Raw genomic sequence first — 21,519 nt, 5'->3', positions numbered from 1 at the left:
TCAGCCCTCCAGTGCGGCGAGGCCGGGGAGCGTCTTGCCCTCGAGGTATTCGAGGGAGGCGCCACCACCGGTCGAGATGTGGCCGAATGCGTTCTCGTCGAAGCCCAGGAGGCGGACGGCCGCGGCGGAGTCGCCACCGCCGACGACCGTGAAAGCCGGGGAGTCGATGAGGGCCTGGGCGACCGCCTTGGTGCCCTCGGCGTAGTCGGGGTGCTCGAAGACGCCCATGGGGCCGTTCCAGAAGACGGTGCCGGCGTCGGCGACCTTCGAGGCGTACAGCTTGCGGGTCTCGGGACCGATGTCCAGACCCTCCTGGTCGGCGGGGATCGCGTCCGCGGCGACGGTGGTGGGGTTCGTCGGGGCCTTGGCCTTCAGGTCCGGGAACTCGGTGGAGACGAGCACGTCGACGGGCAGGACCAGCTCCACGCCGGTCTTCTCCGCGCGCGCGATGTACTCCCGCACGGCCGGGACCTGGTCCTCCTGGAGGAGCGAGATGCCGACCTCGTGGCCCTGGGCCTTGAGGAAGGTGTAGGCCATGCCGCCGCCGATGAGGATGCGGTCGGCCTTGCCGAGCAGCTGGTCGATGACGGCGAGCTTGTCGGAGACCTTGGCGCCGCCGAGGGCGACGACGTAGGGCCGCTTGACGTCCTCGGTGAGCCGCTTCAGGACGCCGACCTCGGTGGCGATCAGGAAGCCGGCCGCGTGCGGCAGCCGCGCCGGGAGGTCGTAGACGGAGGCGTGCTTGCGGTGCACCGCCCCGAACCCGTCGCCGACGTAGAGGTCGGCGAGTTCCGCGAGCAGGTCGGCGAAGGCGCCGCGCTCGGCGTCGTCCTTGCTGGTCTCGCCCGCGTTGAAACGCAGGTTCTCGATGACGGCGACCTGGCCGTCGGCGAGGCCGGCGACCGTGGACCGCGCGGACTCGCCGACCGTGTCGGTCGCGAAGGCCACGGCGGAGCCGAGGAGTTCGCCCAGCCGGTCGGCGGCGGGGGCGAGGGAGAAGGCCGGGTCCGGCGCGCCCTTGGGGCGGCCCAGGTGCGAGGCGACGACCACCTTGGCGCCCGCGTCCGCGAGGGCCTTGACGGTGGGCAGGACGGCGCGGATGCGGCCGTCGTCGGTGATGGTGCCGCCGTCGAGCGGCACGTTGAGGTCGGCGCGGACGAAGACCCGCTTGCCTGCGACGCCTTCGGCGAGAAGTTCGTCGATCGTCTTCATTACGGGGGCTCCTGAGGAGGGCTCGTGGTGCTCGTGATCACTCGTGGTCGCCGGCGACCGTGAGAAAGGCTGATCCGTACGTGCGTCAGGGCTCAAGCGGCGCGTCCCTGCGCCGCCCGAGCCCTGAACTCACATCAAGGTGCCTGATCCGACGATCAGAGCTGGTTGCCGACGAAGACCGTCAGGTCGACGAGGCGGTTGGAGTAGCCCCACTCGTTGTCGTACCAGCCGAGGATCTTCACCGAGTTGCCCTCCTGGACCATGGTCAGGGAGGAGTCGAAGGTGCAGGAGGCCGGGTCGCTGACGATGTCGGAGGAGACGATCGGGTCCTCGGTGTAGGCCAGGTAGCCCTTGAGGTCGCCGTCCTCGGAGGCCTTCTTGAACGCGGCGTTGACCTCGTCCTTGGTGACCTCGCGCTGGAGCGTCACGACCAGGTCGGTGGCCGAGCCGGTCGGGACCGGGACGCGCATGGCGATGCCGTCCAGCTTGCCCTTGAGCTGGGGAAGGACCAGGGCGGTGGCCTTGGCGGCGCCCGTCGTGGTCGGGATGATGTTCTCGGCGGCGGCGCGGGCGCGACGCAGGTCCGAGTGCGGGAAGTCCAGGATGCGCTGGTCGTTGGTGTACGCGTGGACCGTCGTCATCAGACCCTTGACGATGCCGAAGTTCTCGTCGAGGACCTTGGCCATCGGCGCCACACAGTTGGTGGTGCAGGAGGCGTTGGAGATGACGTGGTGGTTGGCCGCGTCGTACTTGTCCTGGTTGACGCCCATCACGATGGTGATGTCCTCGTCCTTGGCCGGAGCCGAGATGAGGACCTTCTTGGCGCCGCCTGCGATGTGCTTCTCGGCGTCGGCCTTCTTGGTGAAGATGCCGGTCGACTCGATCACGATGTCGACGCCCAGGTCGCCCCACGGGATGTCCGCCGGGTTGCGCTCGGACAGCACCTTGATGGTGTGACCGTCGACGGTGATCGTGTCGGCGGTGTGCGACACCTCGGCCTTGAGGCGGCCCAGGATGGTGTCGTACTTGAGCAGATGTGCGGTGGTCGCGGTGTCACCCAGGTCGTTGACAGCCACGATCTCGATGTCAGCACCCTGCTCCAGCAGCGCGCGGAAGTAGTTACGACCGATGCGGCCAAAGCCGTTGATGCCTACGCGGATCGTCACGAACCGATCTCCTCGTTGGTACGCCGGCTATGCGGTGCCGGCGAGCTGTATTTGGGATGTCCCCGACCACCCACGACCCTACCTCTCCGAGGCCGCCGGAGTGACATCGACTTCGCCCATACACGGCACGGCGGCCCGTACCCGTCAGTAGGGGTACGGACCGCCCGGACCGGAAGGGCCGATCGCCCGATGTGGTTACGAACGGCCACCCCGAGTTGACAACCGGTGCTCAGTCCTCAAGTGAGTCGAGCGCCTTTCCGATGAGCGCGACCCGGTCGGCCGCCGCGGTGAGGTGCTCCAGGCCGAAGCCCAGCAGCACGGTGTCGTCGGTGGTGACCGCTCCGTACGTCCGGAACAGGGCGCCGGTGCGCGTCCAGTCCTTCAGGACGGCCGGGCTGCCCGCGGGCGGACCCGCGACCCGCCAGGCGCCGAGCGAGGTCTCGAAGCCCTCGGTCTCGGTGGCGGCGCCGCCGACGACCAGCGAGGCGTCGTCCACGAGGACGCCGTGGCCGCCGCTGCCGGGGTCGGTGACGTAGGCGATCGAGACCTCGACCTGCTTGCCCGCGTAGCCGCTCAGGTCGAAGTTCACCTGCTGCCAGCCGCTGGAGGCGCCGGTGAGGGCGTTCCAGGACCCGGTGGTGCCGGTCGCGGTGCAGTCGCCCGCGCCCAGGGTCAGGTAGTGCCGCAGCCACGGGTGTTCCCCGATGTAGAAGCCGCCGCCGCACTCCGCGGGGACGGCGGTGCTGCTGGCGCCGCCCGCCTCGGGGAGCGTCGTCCAGTCGTCGGCGCCGACCGTGTGGATCTCGACGATCGCGTTGTCGTAGCCGGGCTCGGTGTCCCACAGCAGCCGGGTGCGCAGCGCCGGCTTGCTCGCCGCGCCGACACCGGTGAGGTCGACGGTGCGGGTGAGGCGCTTGTAGGCGTCGTCGGTGTGCACGGCGGCGGCCATGTACGAGCCCGTGAACGGCCCGTACGGGTTGACCGTCCCGGCGAACTGGCCGGCTCCCGCGCTGGCGAACTGCGGGTACGTGGCGGCCGGCAGCTCGTCCGAGGTGACCCCGTAGGTGCCCGCCCGGTCGAGCGGGTTGCCGGCGGCCGGGCCGAGGGCCCCGCCGGCGCCCGCCAGCCCGCCGGAGCCGGTGAAGCCGGTGGCGCCCGGAGTGGACGTACGGGAGTAGGCGCCCAGGTAGTACTGGCTGAAGTCGTTCGACGGGGTGCCGTCGCCGAGGTCGACGCTGCCGCCGGCCAGCTCGCCGGCCTCGATCAGCTTGCCGCCCTCGTTGAGGAAGGCGCGCAGTTCGAGCTGGGTCGGATTGCCGGGGACGCTCGCGCCCGTGTAGTGGACGACCGTGTCGAAGTGGCTCAGCACGCCGAGCGCGTCGGGCGCGCCCTGGGTGGCGACGTCCCAGACGATCGCCCTGCGGCCGTTGGCCTTCAGCGCGTCGACATAGGTCTGCGCCTGGGTGGCTGCGGCGCCTTCCTCGGCCACGACGAGGGTGTCGGCCTTGGACCGCGCGGCGACGGTGTAGGTGAAGTGGGCGCTGGAGACCTTCTTGCCGTTCCTGGTCTCGCCCGTGAACCACACCTCGACCTTGTCGCCGGGGGCGCCGCCCCGCACCTTGGCCCGGTACTCGTCGTAGTAGAGGTTGTCGTCACCGCCGAAGGTCTCGCCGCCCTTCCAGGCCCTGAGCGCCTGGTCCCGCGTGCGGCCGCCGTTGACGCGGTACTTGAGTTCCTTGTCGCGGACCGCCTTGCGCGCGACGACGGAGACCTCCTGGTCGGTGCCGCGCGCGTACGAGGTGGTGAACGGCGCCGGGGTGAAGTCGGCGGCGGACAGGCCGACCGAGGACTTCGGCTGGTCGGGCCGCGCCGCGGACTCCGCGACGGAGAGCGCGAACGGGACGTTCTTGGCGAACTCGTCCTGGATCAGCTTCTCGTCGTCCGGGAAGTTGAAGACCGACTGGCAGTCGGAGGCGTTCCACTGGTCGTTCGGGTCGATGCCCGACGCGGTCTGGCAGGTCGACATCTCGGGGGTGAACATCGCCGTGCCGTTGACGTTCGCCGCGTGCCCGTCGGCCTCGCCGTTCGTCGTGTACAACTCCGAGGAGACCTGCGGGTGGTAGCCCGGGACCGCGGAGTTGTCGGGGGTGCCGGCGAGCGCCTTGTAGACGACGTCGTCCGGGGTGTCGGTCGCGACCTGCCAGCCGACGCCGTAGAGCAGCAGTTCGGCGGCGGAGTGGTAGTTGATGCCGTACGTGAACCCGATCCGCTTCTCGAACGCGTCGAGCGCCTTGGTCTCGGGTTCGGAGCCGGGGCTCGCGCCGCGGTAGGTCTGGCTGGTGGGGTTCGGGGACGAACCCTCGTCGTCGTAGCCCCACTTGTAGGGGAAGTTGCGGTTGAGGTCGACGCCGTCGCCGGTGGAGATCGCGCCGTCGCCGTTGACGTCCCGCAGGTTCTTGCGCCACAGGCGGTTGTCGGTGTCCGCGAAGGTGTAGTCGTAGCCGTCGGGGTTGGCCGACAGGACGAACCACAGCTCGCTGGAGTCGACGATCTTCTTGACGCGCCGGTCGGTCCGGTAGCCGTCCAGGTAGTAGTGCATGAGCCGCCGGGTCATCTCCGGCGTGATCCACTCCCGCGCGTGCTGGTTGGACATGTAGAGGACCGAGGGCTTGGAGCCGTCCGCGGACTTCTTCGCGTTCTTGGTCAGTTTGAGCGCGAGGATGTCCTGGCCCCCGACCGTCCTGCCGATGGAGACGACCTTGGTGAGGCCGGGATTCTCCCGGGCGGTGCGGAGGATCTCCTCCTGGAGACCGCCGCTGCCGCTGTACGGCCGGAAAACGCCGTCGGCGGCGGCCTCGACGCGGTTCTCCGCCTTGGCCGAGAGCGTGTGCTCGGTGAGGGCGACGCCCTGCTTCTCCAGCTTCTTCGCCTGCTTGTCGGTGAGGTAGACCTCGACCGTCGCGGCGCCCTTCTCGGGCGCCTGCTCGCTGAGTTCGTGACCGTCCTGGCCGGCCGCCAGCAGCAGGGGTACCTGCTGCTTGGTGACCTCGGCGCGGAAGACCTTGACCTCGTCCGCGTCGGGCTCCGGTGTGGTGCCGGGCTGTGCCTGGGCGATGGGCGCGAGTGCCGCTCCGCCGAGCAGCAGCGCGCCGACAGCGAGGATCGATCTCGCTCTTCGTCTCATGAACCCCCCTAGCCTGAGTCCGCCCCAGCAGCGAACTCTGCCAGGCTCATGACAGTTCATGATCCAGTCAAGAGCGCCTCAAAGCCACGCAAACGCCGGTGGTATCACCCGAAAGGGCGATACCACCGGCGTTCTGAGAAGGCGTCAGCGGAACCGTGGGTCAGCCGACCAGGTTGTCGGCGAGCTCGTCGCTGAGGTTCGCGTCCGTGCCCGCGATACCGAGGTCGGAGGCCCGCTTGTCGGCCATCGCCAGCAGCCGGCGGATCCGCCCGGCGACCGCGTCCTTCGTCAGCGGCGGGTCGGCGAGCGCGCCCAGCTCCTCCAGGGAGGCCTGCTTGTGGTCCATGCGGAGCCGGCCGGCCGCCGCGAGGTGCTCGGGCACGTCGTCGCCAAGGATCTCCAGCGCCCGCTGGACACGGGCCCCGGCGGCGACGGCCGCCCGCGCCGAGCGGCGCAGGTTGGCGTCGTCGAAGTTCGCGAGACGGTTCGCCGTGGCCCGCACCTCGCGGCGCATCCGGCGCTCCTCCCAGGCCAGCACCGACTCGTGCGCCCCCAGGCGGGTGAGCAGCGCGCCGATCGCGTCGCCGTCTCGGACCACGACCCGGTCGACCCCGCGCACCTCACGGGCCTTCGCCGCGATGGACAGCCGCCGGGCGGCGCCGACCAGCGCGAGCGCCGCCTCCGGGCCCGGGCAGGTCACCTCGAGTGAGGACGAGCGGCCGGGCTCGGTGAGCGAGCCGTGTGCCAGGAAGGCCCCGCGCCAGGCCGCCTCCGCGTCACAGGTCGCGCCGGAGACCACCTGCGGGGGCAACCCCCGGATGGGGCGACCGCGGCCGTCGACGAGTCCCGTCTGCCGGGCCAGCTGGTCGCCGCCCGCGACCACCCGCACCACATAGCGCGAGCCGCGCCGCAGACCGCCCGGGGCCATCACGATCAGCTCCGAGCTGTGGCCGAAGATCTCCAGAATGTCCCGCTTGAGCCGGCGGGCCGCCATCGCGGTGTCCAGCTCCGCCTCGATCACGATCCGCCCGCTCACCAGGTGGAGGCCGCCGGCGAACCGCAGAACAGCGGAGACCTCCGCCTTTCTACAGCAGGTCCGGGTGACGGGGAGCCGGGAGATCTCGTCCTTCACCGCTGCCGTCATCGCCATGGGCCGATCCTTCCATGCATCCGAAAAATACGGTCGTACGCGGCAGCCAACAGCTCCGGGTCATGCCTCGGGGTTCCGTCGGGCCGGGCCACCGGCGCCAGCTCGACCGCGGCGCCGAACCGTGTGGCGGCGTCGGTCAGCGAGTCGCGGTCGGGCACGGCGGCCACGTCGGCCAGCACCACGTCCAGGGCGAGTTTAGGGGCGTGTCGTCCCAAAACCTCCAAATGACGCTGCGGGGAGAAGCCGTCGGTTTCTCCGGGCTGCGGGGCGAGGTTCAAGGAGAGCACCCGACGCGCCTTCGTCTCCATGAGCGCGTCCAGCAGATCCGGCACCAGCAGGTGCGGCATCACCGAGGAGAACCAGGACCCGGGCCCGAGCACCACCCAGTCGGCGTCCAGGACGGCCTCGACCGCCTCGGGGACCGCCGGCGGGTCGTTCGGCACCAGGTGCACCGACTGCACCTCGCCGGGCGTCAACGCCACCGTCGCCTGTCCGCGGACGGTGTCGACGTCGTCCGGCCGCTCCGGATCGTGGCCCTTGACCAGCGCCTGGAGCTCCAGCGGCACGGCGGACATGGGCAGCACCCGCCCCTGCGCGCCCAGCAGCTTGCCGACCAGGTCCAGCGCCTGGACGTGGTCGCCGAGCTGCTCCCACAGGGCGACGATCAGCAGATTGCCCACCGCGTGGCCGTTGATCTCGCCCTGCGACTGGAAACGGTGCTGGATGACCCTGGCCCAGGTCTGGCCCCAGTCGTCGTCACCGCACAGCGCGGCCAGCGCCTTGCGCAGGTCACCGGGCGGCAGCACGCCCAGCTCCTCACGCAGCCGTCCGCTGGAACCGCCGTCGTCCGCCACCGTGACGACGCCGGTGAGGTCGCCGGTGATCCGGCGCAGCGCGGTGAGCGAGGCCGACAGCCCCATGCCGCCGCCGAGGGCGACGACCTTGGGCTGGGTGCCGCGGCGCCGCGGCTTGCCGCCGCGTGCCTCGACCGACCGGACCACGCGCCCGTCGGCCGCGTTCCTGCGCAGTCGGCCGAGCCGTGGAGAACGTCCTGTCATTCCCGTCCCATGTCCCGGTGCACGACCACCGTCTCCACGCCCTCGGCCGCGAGACGCGCGGCGAGCTTCTCCGACATGGCCACCGAGCGGTGCTTGCCGCCCGTACAGCCGACCGCGATGGTCACATAGCGCTTGCCCTCCCGGCGGTACCCCGCCGCGACCAGCTGCAGGAGCTCGGCGTACCGGTCGAGGAACTCCTTGGCGCCGGGCTGGTTGAGGACGTACGCCGACACCTCCTCGTTGAGGCCGGTGTAGGGGCGCAGCTCCGGGACCCAGTGCGGGTTGGGCAGGAAGCGCATGTCGACGACCAGGTCGGCGTCGACCGGCAGACCGTACTTGAAGCCGAAGGACATCACGGTGGCCCGCAGCTCGGGCTCCTCGTCGCCGGCGAACTGGGCGTCCATCTTGGCGCGCAGCTCGTGCACGTTGAGGCTGGAGGTGTCGATCACCAGGTCGGCGTCGCCGCGCAGCTCCCGCAGCAGCTCGCGCTCGGCGTCGATGCCGTCGACGATGCGGCCGTCGCCCTGCAGGGGGTGCGGGCGGCGCACCGACTCGAAGCGGCGCACCAGGGCGTCGTCGGAGGACTCCAGGAAGACGATCCGCCGGGTGACGCTCTTCGACTCGAGGTCGGCGAGGGACTCGCGGAGGTTGTCGAAGAAGCGCCGGCCGCGGACGTCGACGACGACCGCGATCCGCGCCACGTTGCCCTGGGAGCGGGCGCCCAGCTCCACCATGGTGGGGATCAGGGCGGGCGGGAGGTTGTCGACGACGAACCAGCCGAGGTCCTCCAGACACTTGGCTGCGGTCGAGCGGCCGGCTCCGGACATGCCGGAGATGATCACCAGCTCGGGGATGGCCGCGTCGGGGATCCCGGGCGGTGTGGCGTCCGTACTCACCTGTGCTCCGTCTTCCTGGCGTACTTCTTGCTGAGGGCTGTCGGGGACCGCGGGGTGCGTGGTGGAATCCTCGCCTGATTCCCTGGGTCCCTGCTGGGGCGCGGCTGTGGGCACAGTAGTGGGCGCCTGTTCCTGCTCCGCCGTGGGGTGTGCGTCGTGCTCGGTCATGTCTCCTGCCCCCGTCGTTCTTCCGGGGCGCCCGTCGTCACGGGATCTCCGGGGGAACCCGCCGTCGTCCCGGGTTCCTCATCATCAATGATCTCTCCGGTCGCCGTGTTCACGGCGGGGGCGGGCGAGGCCGCCCGGGCGAGGGCCGCGGCGATGGTCTCGGCCGTCTTGCGGCCTATGCCCGGAACCTCGCAGATCTGGTCGATCGTCGCGGCCCGGAGCCTCTTCACCGAGCCGAAGTGCTTGATCAGCGCCTGCTTGCGCGTCTCGCCGAGGCCGGGCACCTCGTCCAGGGGGCCGGCCCGGAACCGCTTGGCCCGTTTGGTGCGCTGGTAGGTGAGGGCGAAGCGGTGGGCCTCGTCGCGGACGCGCTGGAGCAGGTAGAGCCCCTCGCTGCTGCGGGGCAGCACGACCGGGTCGTCGTCGTCCGGCACCCAGACCTCTTCCAGGCGCTTGGCGAGGCCGCAGACGGCGATGTCGTCGATGCCGAGCTCGTCGAGGGCCCGCTTGGCCGCCGCGACCTGCGGCTGCCCGCCGTCGACGACGACGAGCTGGGGCGGGTAGGCGAAGCGCCTGGGGCGCCCGTCGTCGTCCTTGAGGCTGCTGGTGAGGGGCGCTTCGCCGACGTCCGTGAGGGGCGACCCGGGCCCGGTGGTGTCGTCGAGCGGGTTCTCGCCGTCGGTCCACTCCCCCGTGCGCTCCTTCTCGGCGAGGTAGCGCCGGAAGCGGCGGGTGATCACCTCGTGCATCGAGCGGACGTCGTCCTGGCCCTCGAAGCCCTTGATCTGGAAGCGGCGGTACTCGCTCTTGCGCTGGAGGCCGTCCTCGAAGACGACCATGGAGGCCACCACGTCGTCCCCCTGGAGGTGCGAGATGTCGTAGCACTCGATCCGCAGCGGCGCGCTGTCCAGGTCGAGGGCGTCGGCGATCTCCTCCAGGGCGCGCGAGCGCGTGGTCAGGTCGGAGGCCCGCCTGGTCTTGTGCAGGACGAGCGCCTGCTGCGCGTTGCGCTCGACCGTCTCCATCAGGGCCTTCTTGTCGCCCCGCTGCGGGATGCGCAGCGAGACGTTGGACCCGCGGCGCGTGGTGAGCCACTCCTGGACGGGTTCGACGGGCTCGGGCAGGGCCGGGACCAGGACCTCCTTGGGCACGGAGTCGCCCCGCTCCTCGCCGTACAGCTGCTGGAGGGCGTGCTCGACCAGGGCGCCGGTCGTGACGTCCTCGACCTTGTCGGTCACCCAGCCGCGCTGGCCGCGGACGCGCCCGCCGCGCACGTGGAAGATCTGGACGGCCGCCTCCAGCTCGTCCTCGGCGACTGCGATCAGGTCGGCGTCGGTCGCGTCGGCGAGCACGACCGCGTTCTTCTCCATGGCCTTCTTCAGGGCCTCGATGTCGTCGCGCAGGCGGGCCGCCCGCTCGTACTCCATCTCGTCGGCCGCCTGCATCATCTGCTTCTCCAGCCGGCGCAGATACGTGCCCGTCCGGCCGGCCATGAAGTCGCAGAACTCCTCGCAGAGTTCGCGGTGCTCCTCGGCGGAGACCCGGCCGACGCACGGCGCGGAGCACTTGCCGATGTAGCCGAGCAGACAGGGCCGGCCGGTGCGGGCGGCGTTCTTGAAGACGCCGGCGGAGCAGGTGCGTACGGGGAAGACCCGCAGGAGCAGGTCGACGGTGTCCCGGATCGCCCACGCGTGCGCGTACGGTCCGAAATACCTGACGCCCTTCTTCTTGTGGCCGCGCATCACCTGGACGCGCGGGAACTCCTCGCTCATGGTCACCGCGAGGTAGGGGTAGCTCTTGTCGTCGCGGTACTTGACGTTGAACCGGGGGTCGTACTCCTTGATCCAGGAGTACTCCAGCTGGAGCGCCTCGACCTCCGTGGACACCACGGTCCACTCCACCGACGCCGCCGTGGTCACCATGGTGCGGGTGCGCGGATGGAGGCCCGACAGGTCCTGGAAGTAGTTCGCCAGGCGCTGACGCAGGCTTTTCGCCTTCCCGACGTAGATCACCCGGCGGTGCTCGTCGCGGAACCTGTACACCCCGGGAGAGTCCGGGATCTGTCCCGGCTTGGGGCGGTAGCTGGAGGGGTCGGCCATGTCTCACACCCTACTGGCGCGGGGTGACACTCCGGTGGGCCGTGGACGACGGCCGGGTGTCCGCGGGGCTGTGGACGACCGGGGCGCCGAGGGCGGGACCCACGGGCATCGACTCGGCCACGCGCACGTGCCACTCGGGCATCAGGTGTTGTCGGGACTTGGTCAACACGCTTCAATGCGGGGGGACTCGGGCCCTGAGGGCCGCCCTACGGATGTGAAGGAGCTCCGGCGACGCCGGAAAGGCCCCGACCACCCCCACGAACGGTCCGACCAGCCGTCGTGGGCTTTCACAGAGAGGCCCCTGCATGCCGCACGCCACCCAGCACGCGGACGCCGCCGTCGACGCCGCCTCCGCGGAACTGGACACGGCCCTGCGAGGCGGTCCCTTCCACGTGGCGTTGCGTGCCGCGATCGCCGCCCGTGGCCTGCCCCTGCAACGCGTCCAGCACCATCTGTCGCGGTACGGGGTGAAGGTGGGCGTGACCAGCCTGAGCTACTGGCAGCAGGGCGCCCGGCGGCCGCAGCGCCCCGAGTCGCTGCGGGCCGTGCGCGCGCTGGAGGAGATCCTGCACCTGCCGGACGAGTCCCTGATCCGCCTGCTCGCGGAGCCCGGCGGCGGGGGCGGCGGCACGGCGGCCGGGCCGTACGCGGGCCGCTCCTACCGCTCGCTCCTCGAGGCATCCGGGATTCTCGAACAGCTGCTCGGCGAACTGGAGTGCCCGGTCGACGGGGGGCTGCACACCCTGGGCCACCACGAGCGGGTCCGCATCGGGTCGCGCCGTGAGCTGCTGGGGCGCGAGTCGCAGCACATCGTGCGCGCCCACCGCGACGGCGTCGACCGCTTCGTGGCCGTCCATCACGGCGACCCCGGCTGCTCACCGGAACGGATGACGGTGCACGCCCTGGAGAACTGCCGGGCGGGCCGGGTCCGCAGCCACCACGACACCGGCGTGCTGGTGGCCGAGCTCCACTTCGACACCCGGCTGAGGGCCGGCGACACCTTCCTTTTCCGCTACGCCGTCGAGGACGGCACCGCCGACGTGTCCCGTGAGTACGTCCGCGGCTTCGGCGCCGCGGGCGGCCAGTACGCCCTGCAGGTCCGCTTCGCCGAGAACACCCTGCCGGTGCGCTGCCACCGGTTCACCCAGCACTCGGCGGCGGCCCCGCGCGGCGGCCGCCAGGAGCTGCCGCTCAGCGGTCGGCACCGTTCGGTGCACCTCGTCGAGCCGCGGGTGCGGTCGGGCATGGTCGGCATCGGCTGGGACTGGGAGTGAAGGACGGCCGTCGGCAGCCGGCGGTGACCGTCGGCGGCCCTCGACGGCCCCCGGCGGCTTCGTGAACGCTCCTGATCGCCCGGGACGGTCCGGCCCGCCCGGGGTCGCCCGCCCCGGGGCTTTTACGCGCCGCTGCGAAATGGGGTAGCTTCCCGGCCGGCGGTTCACCCGCTTCCGCGACCGCCGCACCGCCCCGGCCGCCCCGCGGGCGCGGGCCGGCCGGCCGCGGAGGGCCGCAGAGCCGCAGAGCCGCAGACAGCCGGAGAGAGGAACCGCCCCGTGATCGTCGTCGCCGGTGAGGCCCTGATCGACCTGGTGCCGCAGGGCACGGGCGCCCTCGCAAACCTCCGTCCGGCACTCGGCGGCGGCCCGTACAACACGGCCGTCGCCCTCGGCCGCCTGGGTTCCCCCACGGCCTTCTGCTCCCGCGTCTCGCGGGACGCCTTCGGCGAGGCGCTGCTCGCCGGGCTGCGGGACTCGGGCGTGGACGTGTCCGCGGTGCAGCGCGGCACGGAGCCGACCACGCTCGCGGTCGCCACCCTCGACGGCGACGGTTCGGCCGCTTACTCCTTCTATGTCGAGGGCACCGCGGACCGCCTGTTCACGGCTCCGGACACCCTGCCCGCGGGCACGCGCGCGGTGTCCTTCGGCACCTGCTCGCTGGTCCTCGAACCGGGTGCGAGCGCCTACGAGGAGCTGATGCGGACCGCCGCGGCGCGGGGACTGTTCACGGCGCTCGACCCGAACATCCGGGCCGGGCTGATCCCCGACGCCGACGCCTACCGCACCCGGTTCAAGAGCTGGCTGCCCTCGGTGTCCCTGCTGAAGCTCTCCGAGGAGGACGCCGGGTGGCTGGGCGGCACCCCGCGCGAATGGCTGTCCGCCGGTCCGTCGGCCGTCGTGATCACCCAGGGCGGCGACGGACTGACCGCCTTCACCCGGGACGGGGCGGTCCACGCGGTGCCGGGCGAGGAGGTGGACGTCGTCGACACCATCGGCGCCGGGGACACCGTGAACGCGGCTCTGCTGCACGGCCTCTCGGTGCGGGACGCGCTGTCGCCGGCGGGCCTCGCGGGGCTGGGCGCCGACGGGTGGGAGCGGTTGCTGCGGTTCGCCGCCCGCGCGGCGGCGATCACCTGCTCCCGGGCCGGCGCGGAGCCGCCGTACGCCTGCGAACTGGGCGGCTTCCCGGACCTGCGCTAGGGCGTGCCCGCCGGTGCCGCCGCCCGCCCGGGGAGCCGCGCGGGACTTCGCGGACCTGGCCGGGGCGGCCGGAACGGACGGCGGGAACGACGGACGGCGCCCGGCGGGGAGTACCCGCCGGGCGCCGTCCTTCCATCCGGTTCGCCGGGCCTCGCGGCCCGGGTCGTGAGCGGGCCACACGGCCCTGGTCCCGTCAGGCCTTGCGGGCCCGCGTGGTCTTCTTGGCGGAGGTCGCCTTCGTCGCCCCGGCGGCCTTCTTGGCCGCCGTGTTGTTCGCGGCGGTCGTCCGGCCCGTGGCCGTCTTGGCGGTCGTGGCCTTGGCGGTGGCGGTCTTGCGCGCCGTCGTCTTCGCCGCGACCGTCTTCTTCGCCGCCGCCTTGCGCGGGGCCTTCACCGGAGCCGCGTCGCTGATCCGGTCGGCGCCGAGCACCTCCCGCAGGAACTTGCCGGTGTGGCTGGTCGACACTCCGGCGATCTCCTCCGGCGTGCCCTCGGCGATGACGAGACCGCCGCCGGCGCCGCCCTCGGGCCCCATGTCGACGACCCAGTCGGCGGTCTTGATCACGTCGAGGTTGTGCTCGATGACGATGACCGTGTTGCCCTTGTCGACCAGGCCGCCGAGCACCTTCAGCAGCTTGCTGATGTCCTCGAAGTGCAGGCCCGTCGTCGGCTCGTCCAGGACGTACACCGTGCGGCCGGTGGAGCGGCGCTGGAGTTCGCTGGCGAGCTTCACCCGCTGCGCCTCACCGCCGGACAGGGTGGTCGCCGACTGGCCGAGCCGGACGTAGCCGAGGCCGACGTCCTTCAGGGTGTTGAGGTGGCGGGCGATCGCGGGGACCGCGTCGAAGAACTCCGTCGCCTCCTCGATCGGCATGTTCAGGACGTCGGCGATGGACTTGCCCTTGTAGTGGACCTCCAGGGTCTCCCGGTTGTAGCGGGCGCCGTGGCAGACCTCGCACGGGACGTAGACGTCCGGGAGGAAGTTCATCTCGATCTTGATCGTGCCGTCGCCCGAGCAGTTCTCGCAGCGGCCGCCCTTGACGTTGAAGGAGAAGCGGCCGGGCAGATAGCCGCGGACCTTCGCCTCGGTCGTCTCCGCGAACAGCTTGCGGACGTGGTCGAAGACACCGGTGTACGTGGCCGGGTTCGATCGCGGGGTGCGGCCGATCGGCGACTGGTCGACGTGCACGACCTTGTCGACGAGGTCGTCGCCGTCCACGCGCGTGTGCCGCCCGGGCACGTTCCTCGCGCCGTTCAGTTCGCGGGCCAGGTGCGTGTACAGGATGTCGTTGACCAGCGTCGACTTGCCGGAGCCGGAGACGCCGGTGACCGCGGTGAACACGCCCAGCGGGAAGGACACGTCGATGTCCTGCAGGTTGTTCTCGCGGGCGCCGTGGACGGTGAGCCGGCGGGACGGGTCCTGCGGGCGCCTGATGTCGGGTACCGGGATGGCCTTCCTGCCGGACAGGTACTGCCCGGTCTGCGACTCGGTGTTGGCGAGCAGCTCCTTCAGGCCGCCGCTGTGCACCACCTTGCCGCCGTGCTCGCCCGCGCCCGGACCGATGTCGACGATCCAGTCGGCGACCTTGATGGTGTCCTCGTCGTGCTCGACCACGATCAGCGTGTTGCCCATGTCCCGCAGCCGGACCAGGGTCTCGATCAGCCGGTGGTTGTCGCGCTGGTGCAGACCGATGGACGGCTCGTCGAGGACGTACAGGACGCCGACGAGACCGGAGCCGATCTGGGTGGCCAGGCGGATGCGCTGGGCCTCGCCGCCGGAGAGCGTCCCGGCCGCCCGGTTGAGCGAGAGGTAGTCCAGGCCGACGTCGACGAGGAACCGCAGCCGCTCGTTGACCTCTTTCAGGACCCGCTCGGCGATCTTCTTGTCGCGGGCGTCGAGCTTCAGCTCGCCCAGGAAGTCCGCGCAATCGCTGATGGACATCCCGGAGACCTCGGCGATGGACTTCCCCATGACCGTGACCGCCAGGACCAGCGGCTTGAGGCGCGTGCCCTCGCAGGTCGGGCAGGGCACCTCGCGCATGTAGCCCTCGAAGCGCTCCCGGCTGGCGTCGCTCTCCGCCTCGCCGTGCCGGCGCTTCACGAACGGCAGGGCGCCCTCGAAGGGGGTCGTGTAGACGCGCTCACGCCCGTACCGGTTGCGGTAGCGGACCTCGATCTGGGTCTTGTGGCCGTGCAGCAGGGCCTTCCTGGCGCGCAGCGGCAGCCCCGCGAAGGGGATGTCCGTACGGAAGCCGAGGGCGTCCGCGAGGGCGCCGATCAGCCGGCCGAAGTAGTCCTTGGTGTGGCCGTGCGACCAGGGGTGGATGGCGCCCTCGTCGAGGGACTTGTCCTCGTCCGGGACGATCAGCTCGGGGTCGACCTCCATGCGCGTGCCGATGCCGGAGCACTCGGGGCAGGCGCCGAAGGGCGAGTTGAAGGAGAAGGAGCGGGGCTCCAGCTCCTCGAAGGACAGGTCGTCGTACGGGCAGTACAGGTGCTCCGAGTACATGCGCTCGCGCTCGGGGTCGTCCTCGGGGAGGTCGACGAAGTCGAGCACGACCATGCCGCCGGCCAGGCCGAGGGCGGTCTCCACCGAGTCGGTGAGCCGGCGCTTGGCGGAGTCCTTCACCGTGAGGCGGTCGATGACCACCTCGATGGTGTGCTTCTCCTGCTTCTTCAGCGTGGGCGGGCTGGACAGCTGGATGGTCTCGCCGTCGACCCGCGCGCGGGAGTAGCCCTTGGTCTGGAGGTCGGCGAAGAGGTCGACGAACTCCCCCTTGCGCTCGCGCACGAGCGGCGACAGCACCTGGAAGCGGCTCCCCTCGGGCAGCTCCAGGACCTTGTCGACGATGGCCTGCGGCGACTGGCGCGTGATCGGCCGGGAGCACTCGGGACAGTGCGGCTTGCCGATGCGCGCGAAGAGCAGGCGCAGGTAGTCGTAGACCTCGGTGATGGTGCCGACGGTGGAGCGCGGGTTGCGCGAGGTCGACTTCTGGTCGATGGAGACGGCCGGGGAGAGGCCCTCGATGAAGTCGACGTCCGGCTTGTCCATCTGGCCGAGGAACTGCCGGGCGTACGAGGAGAGGGACTCGACGTAGCGCCGCTGGCCCTCGGCGAAGATGGTGTCGAAGGCCAGCGAGGACTTGCCCGACCCCGACAGGCCCGTGAAGACGATGAGCGCGTCGCGTGGCAGGTCGAGCGAGACATTCTTGAGGTTGTGCTCGCGCGCGCCACGGACGATGAGACGGTCGGCCACGCCGGTCCGCACCTTTCTTGAGAGAAGTGACAGGGGCGGGGCCCCCGTCTTTCTCAGACTAGGGCGAGCCACTGACAACGCCGGTCGGGATTCACCGGTTCACAACAATCCCCGGCCTTCCAGCATGCCCGACGCCGCCACCGACCATATAGCACGCGCATTCGATTTGCGGGCGGAGTCCGCCACCTTCACCCGAAGGGATGGCGGAGCTAGGGTCAGCACCATGATTGATCACGCTCATGACCTGGAGTCTGTACGGGAAGCGACCGATCGGCTCCTCACCGCAGCCGCCCGACTGGACAACGCGGCGGCGGCCGAGCCGTCACGCCTGCCCGGCTGGAGCCGCGGACATGTCCTCGCTCACATCGCCCGCAACGCGGACGCCCTCGTGAACGTTCTCGAAGGCCGTCCCATGTACGCCGACGCGCACGTCCGCGACGCCGACATCGAGCGGGACGCCCCGCGCCCCCTGGACGTCCAGCTCGCGGACGTCCGGGAGAGCGCGGCCCGCTTCCAGGCGACGGGGGCCGCGCCCGCGGACTGGTCGCGCACGGTGCAGCTGCGCAACGGCGTCGTCGACACGGCGGCCCGCGTGCCGTTCCGGCGGTGGGTGGAGGTGGAGCTGCACGCCGTGGACCTCGGCATCGGCTACGAGCTGGAGAACCTGCCGGAGGAGTTCACCGCGCGGGAGATCGAGTTTCTCGCCGAGCGGTTCACCGGGCGTCCCGACGTGCCGCCGACACGCCTGACGGACGGCACGCGCGCGTGGCACACGGGCCGCGCGGCCGAGCAGCCCGAGGTGACCGTCACCGGCGCCCCCGCGGACCTCCTGGGCTGGCTCGCCGGGCGCCGCGACGGTTCCGGGCTGAAGGCGGACGGCGGGCCGCTGCCCGCCCTTCCGCCGCTATAGGCTGCCGCCATGACGTACAGCGGTGAGGTGACGGTCGGCGGACCGGCGGACGTGCACGAGCTCAAGGACCTGATGATCACCAAGATCGCGGTCGGCCCGATGAACAACAACGCCTATCTGCTGCGCTGCCGGGCCACGGACGAGCAGCTGCTGATCGACGCGGCCAACGACGCGCACGCCCTGCTCGGCACGATCGGTGACGACGGCATCGCGTCCGTCGTCACCACCCATCAGCACGGCGACCACTGGCAGGCGCTCGGTGAGGTCGTGGCGGCCACGCACGCGCGTACCTACGCCGGCCGGGAGGACGCCGAGGGCATCCCGGTGACGACCGACGTCCTGGTCGACGACGGGGACGTCATCCGCGTGGGCAACGTGGAGCTCACCGCGCGTCACCTGGTCGGGCACACCCCCGGCTCGATCGCCCTGGTCTACGACGACCCGCACGGGCATCCCCATGTCTTCACCGGCGACTGCCTCTTCCCGGGGGGTCCTGGTCGGACAACACGTCCGGAAGAGTTCGACTCCCTGATGGGCGGCCTGGAGACCAAGCTGTTCGACGTCCTGCCCGACGAGACGTGGATCTACCCCGGCCACGGCGACGACACCACCATCGGCACGGAGCGACCCCACCTCGCGGAGTGGCGCGCACGAGGCTGGTAACCGTCCGACGACGACCGCCCCTGTTTCGAAACCGAAGCGGGGGCGGTCGCGCGTTCAGGCCCGTTCCGCGCTCGGGGGGGGCCGAGCCGGCGGCCGAACGGCCCGGCCTGGCCCGGGCCTTCAGCTCCAAGCACACCGGGCCCTGTCGTACGGTGCGGCGGCGGGAGCACGCGTCCTCCCCTTCCTGTCGGGCCTGCGCCAGCAGCGCCGCCACGACGTCGTCCGCCCTGATCGCGGTGCTGCCTCCACCGCCACCCAGGACCAAGCCCCTCCGCCCGGACTCGATGGCGGTCCGTGCGGTGGTCGGGCGGGCCCTGCCGCGGCTGGCCCGCGCGGGAATCACCCATCGGTCGGCCGTCCATCACCGTCCCTCCGGGCGCGGCGGCGGGCGGCTGCATGCGGCGAAGGCGCTGCTGGACACGGCGGTCCTCAACGGCTGCTCGCTGCTGGTGGTATCGCGCAGCGGGCCGACGGGGCTGGATGCGTGCACGGTGATGGAGGCCGCCGCCATCCGTGGCGGCCCGTGCGTGCACGCGGCCTCGCCGGTGCCGTGGGCGCCGCCGGCCGTGCCCTGCCCGCCCCGCTGAGCCCCGGGCAAAAGGAATCGGTCCCGGCCGCCCCACGGGGGAGAGGACGGCCGGGACCGGCTGCTGCACACCCTGGTGTCGCCCACCCGATGAGCGCCCGTTACGAGGCGGTGCGTTCGGAATCGGCGACGGGGGTGTCCTCGCGATGCAGGAAAGTGGACAGGAGGTCACCGACGGGGTGGTCGGCCTCGCTGGGATGGCGCAGGGCGACGGTGGGATCGATGGTGTAGCGGTTTCGGCGGCCGACGCGCTCGCGGGTGAGGTATCCCGACGCTTCGAGGTCGGCGACGATCAGTTGGACGGCGCGTTCGGTGATGCCGATGGCGTCGGCGACGTCGCGTCCGCGCGCATCGGGGTCGCGGGCGAGGGCGATCAGGACCCGGGCGTGGTTGGTCAGGAAGGTCCACTGGTCGCCGCGCGTGCTGGAGGGCTGACTCATGGCCTTCATCATACGAAGCCGACTTCGCATGATCAATACTATTTCGCGAAAATGAATTGACGAAAAAGTTTTCGCGTAACCGTGGACGGGAATCAGAGAGGCAGGTGACGCCGGACGCACCCTCACCAGCCTCTTCGACCCTGCTGAAAGGAGGTCCCGATGTCCTCCCAGACCTCCACCCTGACCCGCCCGCCAGACAACGGCTCTCCGATACCGCCGCTGTCCCTGCCGCACCCGGTCACCGCGCTGGTGACCAACCGTCCCGACGACCTGGCCGTGGTGGACGCGACCGTGCGGCCGGCCGCTCCCCGCAAGGCTCCGGTGCTGCTGGTCGCCGTCCTGCCCGCGCCGTCGCAGATCCCGGACCGCGCCCGTGTGGACGCGCAGGCGGCGCGGGTGTTCCTGGCCCGGGTGCTGCCCCGGCTGCGTGCGGCCGGGGTCGGCTGCATCCCGGTCGCTCACCGCGTCCCGGCCGAGAGCGGCGGGCAGCCCGGGCTGCGGGCCGCTGGCGATGTGCTGGCGCTGGCCGGACGCCACCATTCACCGCGGGTGGTGGCCTCCAGCCGGGGACCGGCCGGTCTGGACGCGCACAGCCTGATCGAAGCCTCCGCCGTACGCGGCGGCCCCTTCGTCCACGCCGTCGCACCCACCCGCCAGGCCGTACCTGTCGCCGACGCGGGGCTGGATCCGGCCCACCTGCCGCCCGCGGGGGTGCGCACTGTGTGGACGCTCGCCCAGCGCCGCCTGCCCACGGCCCGACGGATCGAGGCGTGATGAACGGCCTGCACGCGCTAGCACCCTGGTGGCTGCTGGCGCTCGTGGACCTGGCCGTCAGCGGCCTGTGCCTCGCCCTCGCCCTGCGCCCGCGCCGCCGCACCGCTGTCCGCCGACCCGCCTGAACCGGGGAGGTGAACGCCTGGACGAACTGAATCAGCGCCCGGGCCCGGCAGCCCTCCGAAGCCCGCCAGGCCCGGGGCACCACTCCCCACCTTCTTGTCCGCCCTTGCCCTTACGCCCCGCACGAGGAAGCCGATCCACCATGAATGAACTGTCGTTCGCCGTCCCGCTGTGGGTATGGGCTGCGGTCACGCTCGGCATCGGCGTGATGCTCGCCGTCGACCTGATCGCCCACCGCGACAACCACGTGATCGGCTTCCGCGAGGCCGCGCTGTGGAGCGGCCTGTGGATCGCCATCGGCCTCGGCTTCGGCCTGATCCTGTGGGCGTGGCAGGGCGGCGAGGCATCGTCGACGTACTACGCCGGCTACCTGATCGAAAAGGCCCTGTCGATCGACAACGTCTTCGTCTTCGCGCTGGTCTTCTCCTTCTTCGCCGTGCCCGACGCCTACCAGCACAAGGTCCTGTTCTGGGGCGTCATCGGCGCGCTCGCGGCCCGGCTGCTGTTCATCTTCGTCGGCGCCGAACTGCTCCAGGTCTTCTTCTGGACCGCCTACCTCTTCGGGGCATTCCTGATCTGGACCGGCTACAGAATGGCCGTCTCCAAGGACGAGGAGGTCCACCCCGACCGCAACCCCGTCGTCCGCCTCGTCAAGAAGATCATCCCCACCCATCCGCGATTCCACGGCGACAAGTTCTTCATCCGCGTCAGCGGCAAGCGCATCGCCACGCTGCTGTTCGTGGTCCTGGTCGCGGTCGAGGCCACCGACCTCATCTTCGCGGTCGACTCCGTCGCCGCCGTCCTGGCCATCACCACCAACACCTTCATCGTCTGGACCGCCAACGCCTTCGCCGTCCTCGGCCTGCGCAGCCTGTACTTCTGCCTCGCCGGGCTGCTGCGCCGCTTCCGATACCTGCACTACGGACTGGCGGTGCTGCTCGCGTTCGCCGGCGTCAAGCTCATCCTCTCGGAGACGCCCGTCGGCAAGCTGCCCATTCCCCTCACCCTCGGCGTCATCGCCGTCACCATCACCGTCTCCATCGCCTGGTCCCTCATCGCCACCCGCGGCGAGGACAGCGACAGCGGCGAAACCGCATCCCGGCCAGACCACACGGCCGACACGCAGCCACACCCGGCCACCGGCGCCCACACCTCGGCCCCCTCCGCCGGCCCGCACCATCCGCGAGGACGGCCGTCATGACCACCCTCAGCCCCAGCGCCGCAGCACACCCGCCCGCCCCGCACCTCCCCCGTCCACGCCTGCACCGTCGCCGCCGGCCCGGAAGGCGGTGGCGTCCTGGCCATCCTGACCGGCGCCCACGCCGATGCGGACGTGGCCGCCCACGCGGGCCGGCTC

The 21,519-nt window shown here is 71.3% G+C and carries 18 protein-coding genes; 8 read left to right on the top strand and 10 right to left on the bottom strand.

Features of this window, described 5'->3' with window-relative positions; all coding sequences use genetic code 11:
- From J2X68_RS24995 to J2X68_RS24960, 8 genes are all read right to left on the bottom strand, one after another.
- Window positions 1-1,212, bottom strand: a complete 1,212-nt coding sequence (locus tag J2X68_RS24995; protein WP_310434806.1) for a phosphoglycerate kinase — start codon at window positions 1,210-1,212, stop codon at window positions 1-3.
- 155 nt (window positions 1,213-1,367) lie between these two features.
- Complete coding sequence (gene gap / locus J2X68_RS24990; protein WP_057580303.1) at window positions 1,368-2,378, bottom strand: type I glyceraldehyde-3-phosphate dehydrogenase; 1,011 nt, start codon at window positions 2,376-2,378, stop codon at window positions 1,368-1,370.
- A gap of 229 nt (window positions 2,379-2,607) precedes the next feature.
- A complete protein-coding gene (locus J2X68_RS24985) occupies window positions 2,608-5,562 on the bottom strand; it encodes a M14 family zinc carboxypeptidase (protein WP_310434805.1) in 2,955 nt (984 codons plus the stop codon).
- Between the two features lie 160 nt (window positions 5,563-5,722).
- Window positions 5,723-6,712, bottom strand: a complete 990-nt coding sequence (gene whiA, locus J2X68_RS24980; protein ID WP_310434804.1) for a DNA-binding protein WhiA — start codon at window positions 6,710-6,712, stop codon at window positions 5,723-5,725.
- Window positions 6,703-7,770, bottom strand: a complete 1,068-nt coding sequence (yvcK, locus tag J2X68_RS24975; RefSeq protein ID WP_310434803.1) for a uridine diphosphate-N-acetylglucosamine-binding protein YvcK — start codon at window positions 7,768-7,770, stop codon at window positions 6,703-6,705. Before yvcK ends, whiA begins: the two co-directional genes overlap by 10 nt.
- Window positions 7,767-8,834, bottom strand: a complete 1,068-nt coding sequence (rapZ, locus tag J2X68_RS24970; RefSeq protein ID WP_310434802.1) for an RNase adapter RapZ — start codon at window positions 8,832-8,834, stop codon at window positions 7,767-7,769. The genes yvcK and rapZ overlap by 4 nt, the downstream gene beginning before the upstream one ends.
- Window positions 8,831-10,933, bottom strand: a complete 2,103-nt coding sequence (gene uvrC, locus J2X68_RS24965; protein WP_310434801.1) for an excinuclease ABC subunit UvrC — start codon at window positions 10,931-10,933, stop codon at window positions 8,831-8,833. Before uvrC ends, rapZ begins: the two co-directional genes overlap by 4 nt.
- Window positions 10,934-10,943: 10 nt before the next feature.
- Window positions 10,944-11,099, bottom strand: coding sequence for a hypothetical protein (locus J2X68_RS24960; protein ID WP_310434800.1), 156 nt, complete (start codon window positions 11,097-11,099; stop codon window positions 10,944-10,946).
- Between the two features lie 139 nt (window positions 11,100-11,238).
- Here J2X68_RS24960 and J2X68_RS24955 point away from each other — a divergent pair, with 139 nt between their 5' ends.
- On the top strand, window positions 11,239-12,207 hold the full coding sequence (locus J2X68_RS24955) for a hypothetical protein (RefSeq protein ID WP_310434799.1): 969 nt from the start codon (window positions 11,239-11,241) through the stop codon (window positions 12,205-12,207).
- Window positions 12,208-12,486: 279 nt separating this feature from the next.
- Window positions 12,487-13,410 carry a carbohydrate kinase gene (locus J2X68_RS24950; RefSeq protein WP_310434798.1) on the top strand — a complete coding sequence of 308 codons (924 nt, stop codon included), beginning with the start codon at window positions 12,487-12,489 and terminating at the stop codon, window positions 13,408-13,410.
- Between the two features lie 193 nt (window positions 13,411-13,603).
- Here J2X68_RS24950 and uvrA read toward each other — a convergent pair whose 3' ends face one another.
- A complete protein-coding gene (gene uvrA, locus J2X68_RS24945; protein ID WP_310434797.1) occupies window positions 13,604-16,666 on the bottom strand; it encodes an excinuclease ABC subunit UvrA in 3,063 nt (1,020 codons plus the stop codon).
- Between the two features lie 223 nt (window positions 16,667-16,889).
- Here uvrA and J2X68_RS24940 point away from each other — a divergent pair, with 223 nt between their 5' ends.
- From J2X68_RS24940 to J2X68_RS24930, 3 genes are all read left to right on the top strand, one after another.
- Complete coding sequence (locus tag J2X68_RS24940) at window positions 16,890-17,576, top strand: maleylpyruvate isomerase family mycothiol-dependent enzyme (protein ID WP_310434796.1); 687 nt, start codon at window positions 16,890-16,892, stop codon at window positions 17,574-17,576.
- Between the two features lie 9 nt (window positions 17,577-17,585).
- Window positions 17,586-18,239, top strand: coding sequence for an MBL fold metallo-hydrolase (locus J2X68_RS24935; protein ID WP_310434795.1), 654 nt, complete (start codon window positions 17,586-17,588; stop codon window positions 18,237-18,239).
- A 284-nt stretch (window positions 18,240-18,523) separates the two neighbouring features.
- Window positions 18,524-18,826 carry a hypothetical protein gene (locus J2X68_RS24930; RefSeq protein ID WP_310434794.1) on the top strand — a complete coding sequence of 101 codons (303 nt, stop codon included), beginning with the start codon at window positions 18,524-18,526 and terminating at the stop codon, window positions 18,824-18,826.
- A gap of 100 nt (window positions 18,827-18,926) precedes the next feature.
- On the opposite strand, the gene J2X68_RS24925 is transcribed toward J2X68_RS24930, so the two are convergent.
- Window positions 18,927-19,265: a helix-turn-helix domain-containing protein gene (locus J2X68_RS24925; protein WP_310434793.1), complete on the bottom strand. Its 339-nt coding sequence runs from the start codon at window positions 19,263-19,265 to the stop codon at window positions 18,927-18,929.
- Window positions 19,266-19,424: 159 nt separating this feature from the next.
- Here J2X68_RS24925 and J2X68_RS24920 point away from each other — a divergent pair, with 159 nt between their 5' ends.
- From J2X68_RS24920 to J2X68_RS24910, 3 genes are all read left to right on the top strand, one after another.
- Window positions 19,425-20,039 carry a universal stress protein gene (locus J2X68_RS24920; RefSeq protein ID WP_310434792.1) on the top strand — a complete coding sequence of 205 codons (615 nt, stop codon included), beginning with the start codon at window positions 19,425-19,427 and terminating at the stop codon, window positions 20,037-20,039.
- On the top strand, window positions 20,039-20,164 hold the full coding sequence (locus J2X68_RS24915; RefSeq protein ID WP_310434791.1) for a hypothetical protein: 126 nt from the start codon (window positions 20,039-20,041) through the stop codon (window positions 20,162-20,164). The genes J2X68_RS24920 and J2X68_RS24915 overlap by 1 nt, the downstream gene beginning before the upstream one ends.
- A gap of 140 nt (window positions 20,165-20,304) precedes the next feature.
- Window positions 20,305-21,363: a TerC family protein gene (locus tag J2X68_RS24910; RefSeq protein ID WP_310434790.1), complete on the top strand. Its 1,059-nt coding sequence runs from the start codon at window positions 20,305-20,307 to the stop codon at window positions 21,361-21,363.
- The last annotated feature ends 156 nt before the right edge of the window (window positions 21,364-21,519 follow it).

Source organism: Streptomyces sp. 3330, assembly GCF_031456635.1.
In the GTDB taxonomy this organism is placed as follows: domain Bacteria; phylum Actinomycetota; class Actinomycetes; order Streptomycetales; family Streptomycetaceae; genus Streptomyces.
The sequence above is the reverse complement of the archived record's forward strand: the minus strand, read 5'-3'. Positions and strand labels throughout refer to the sequence as shown.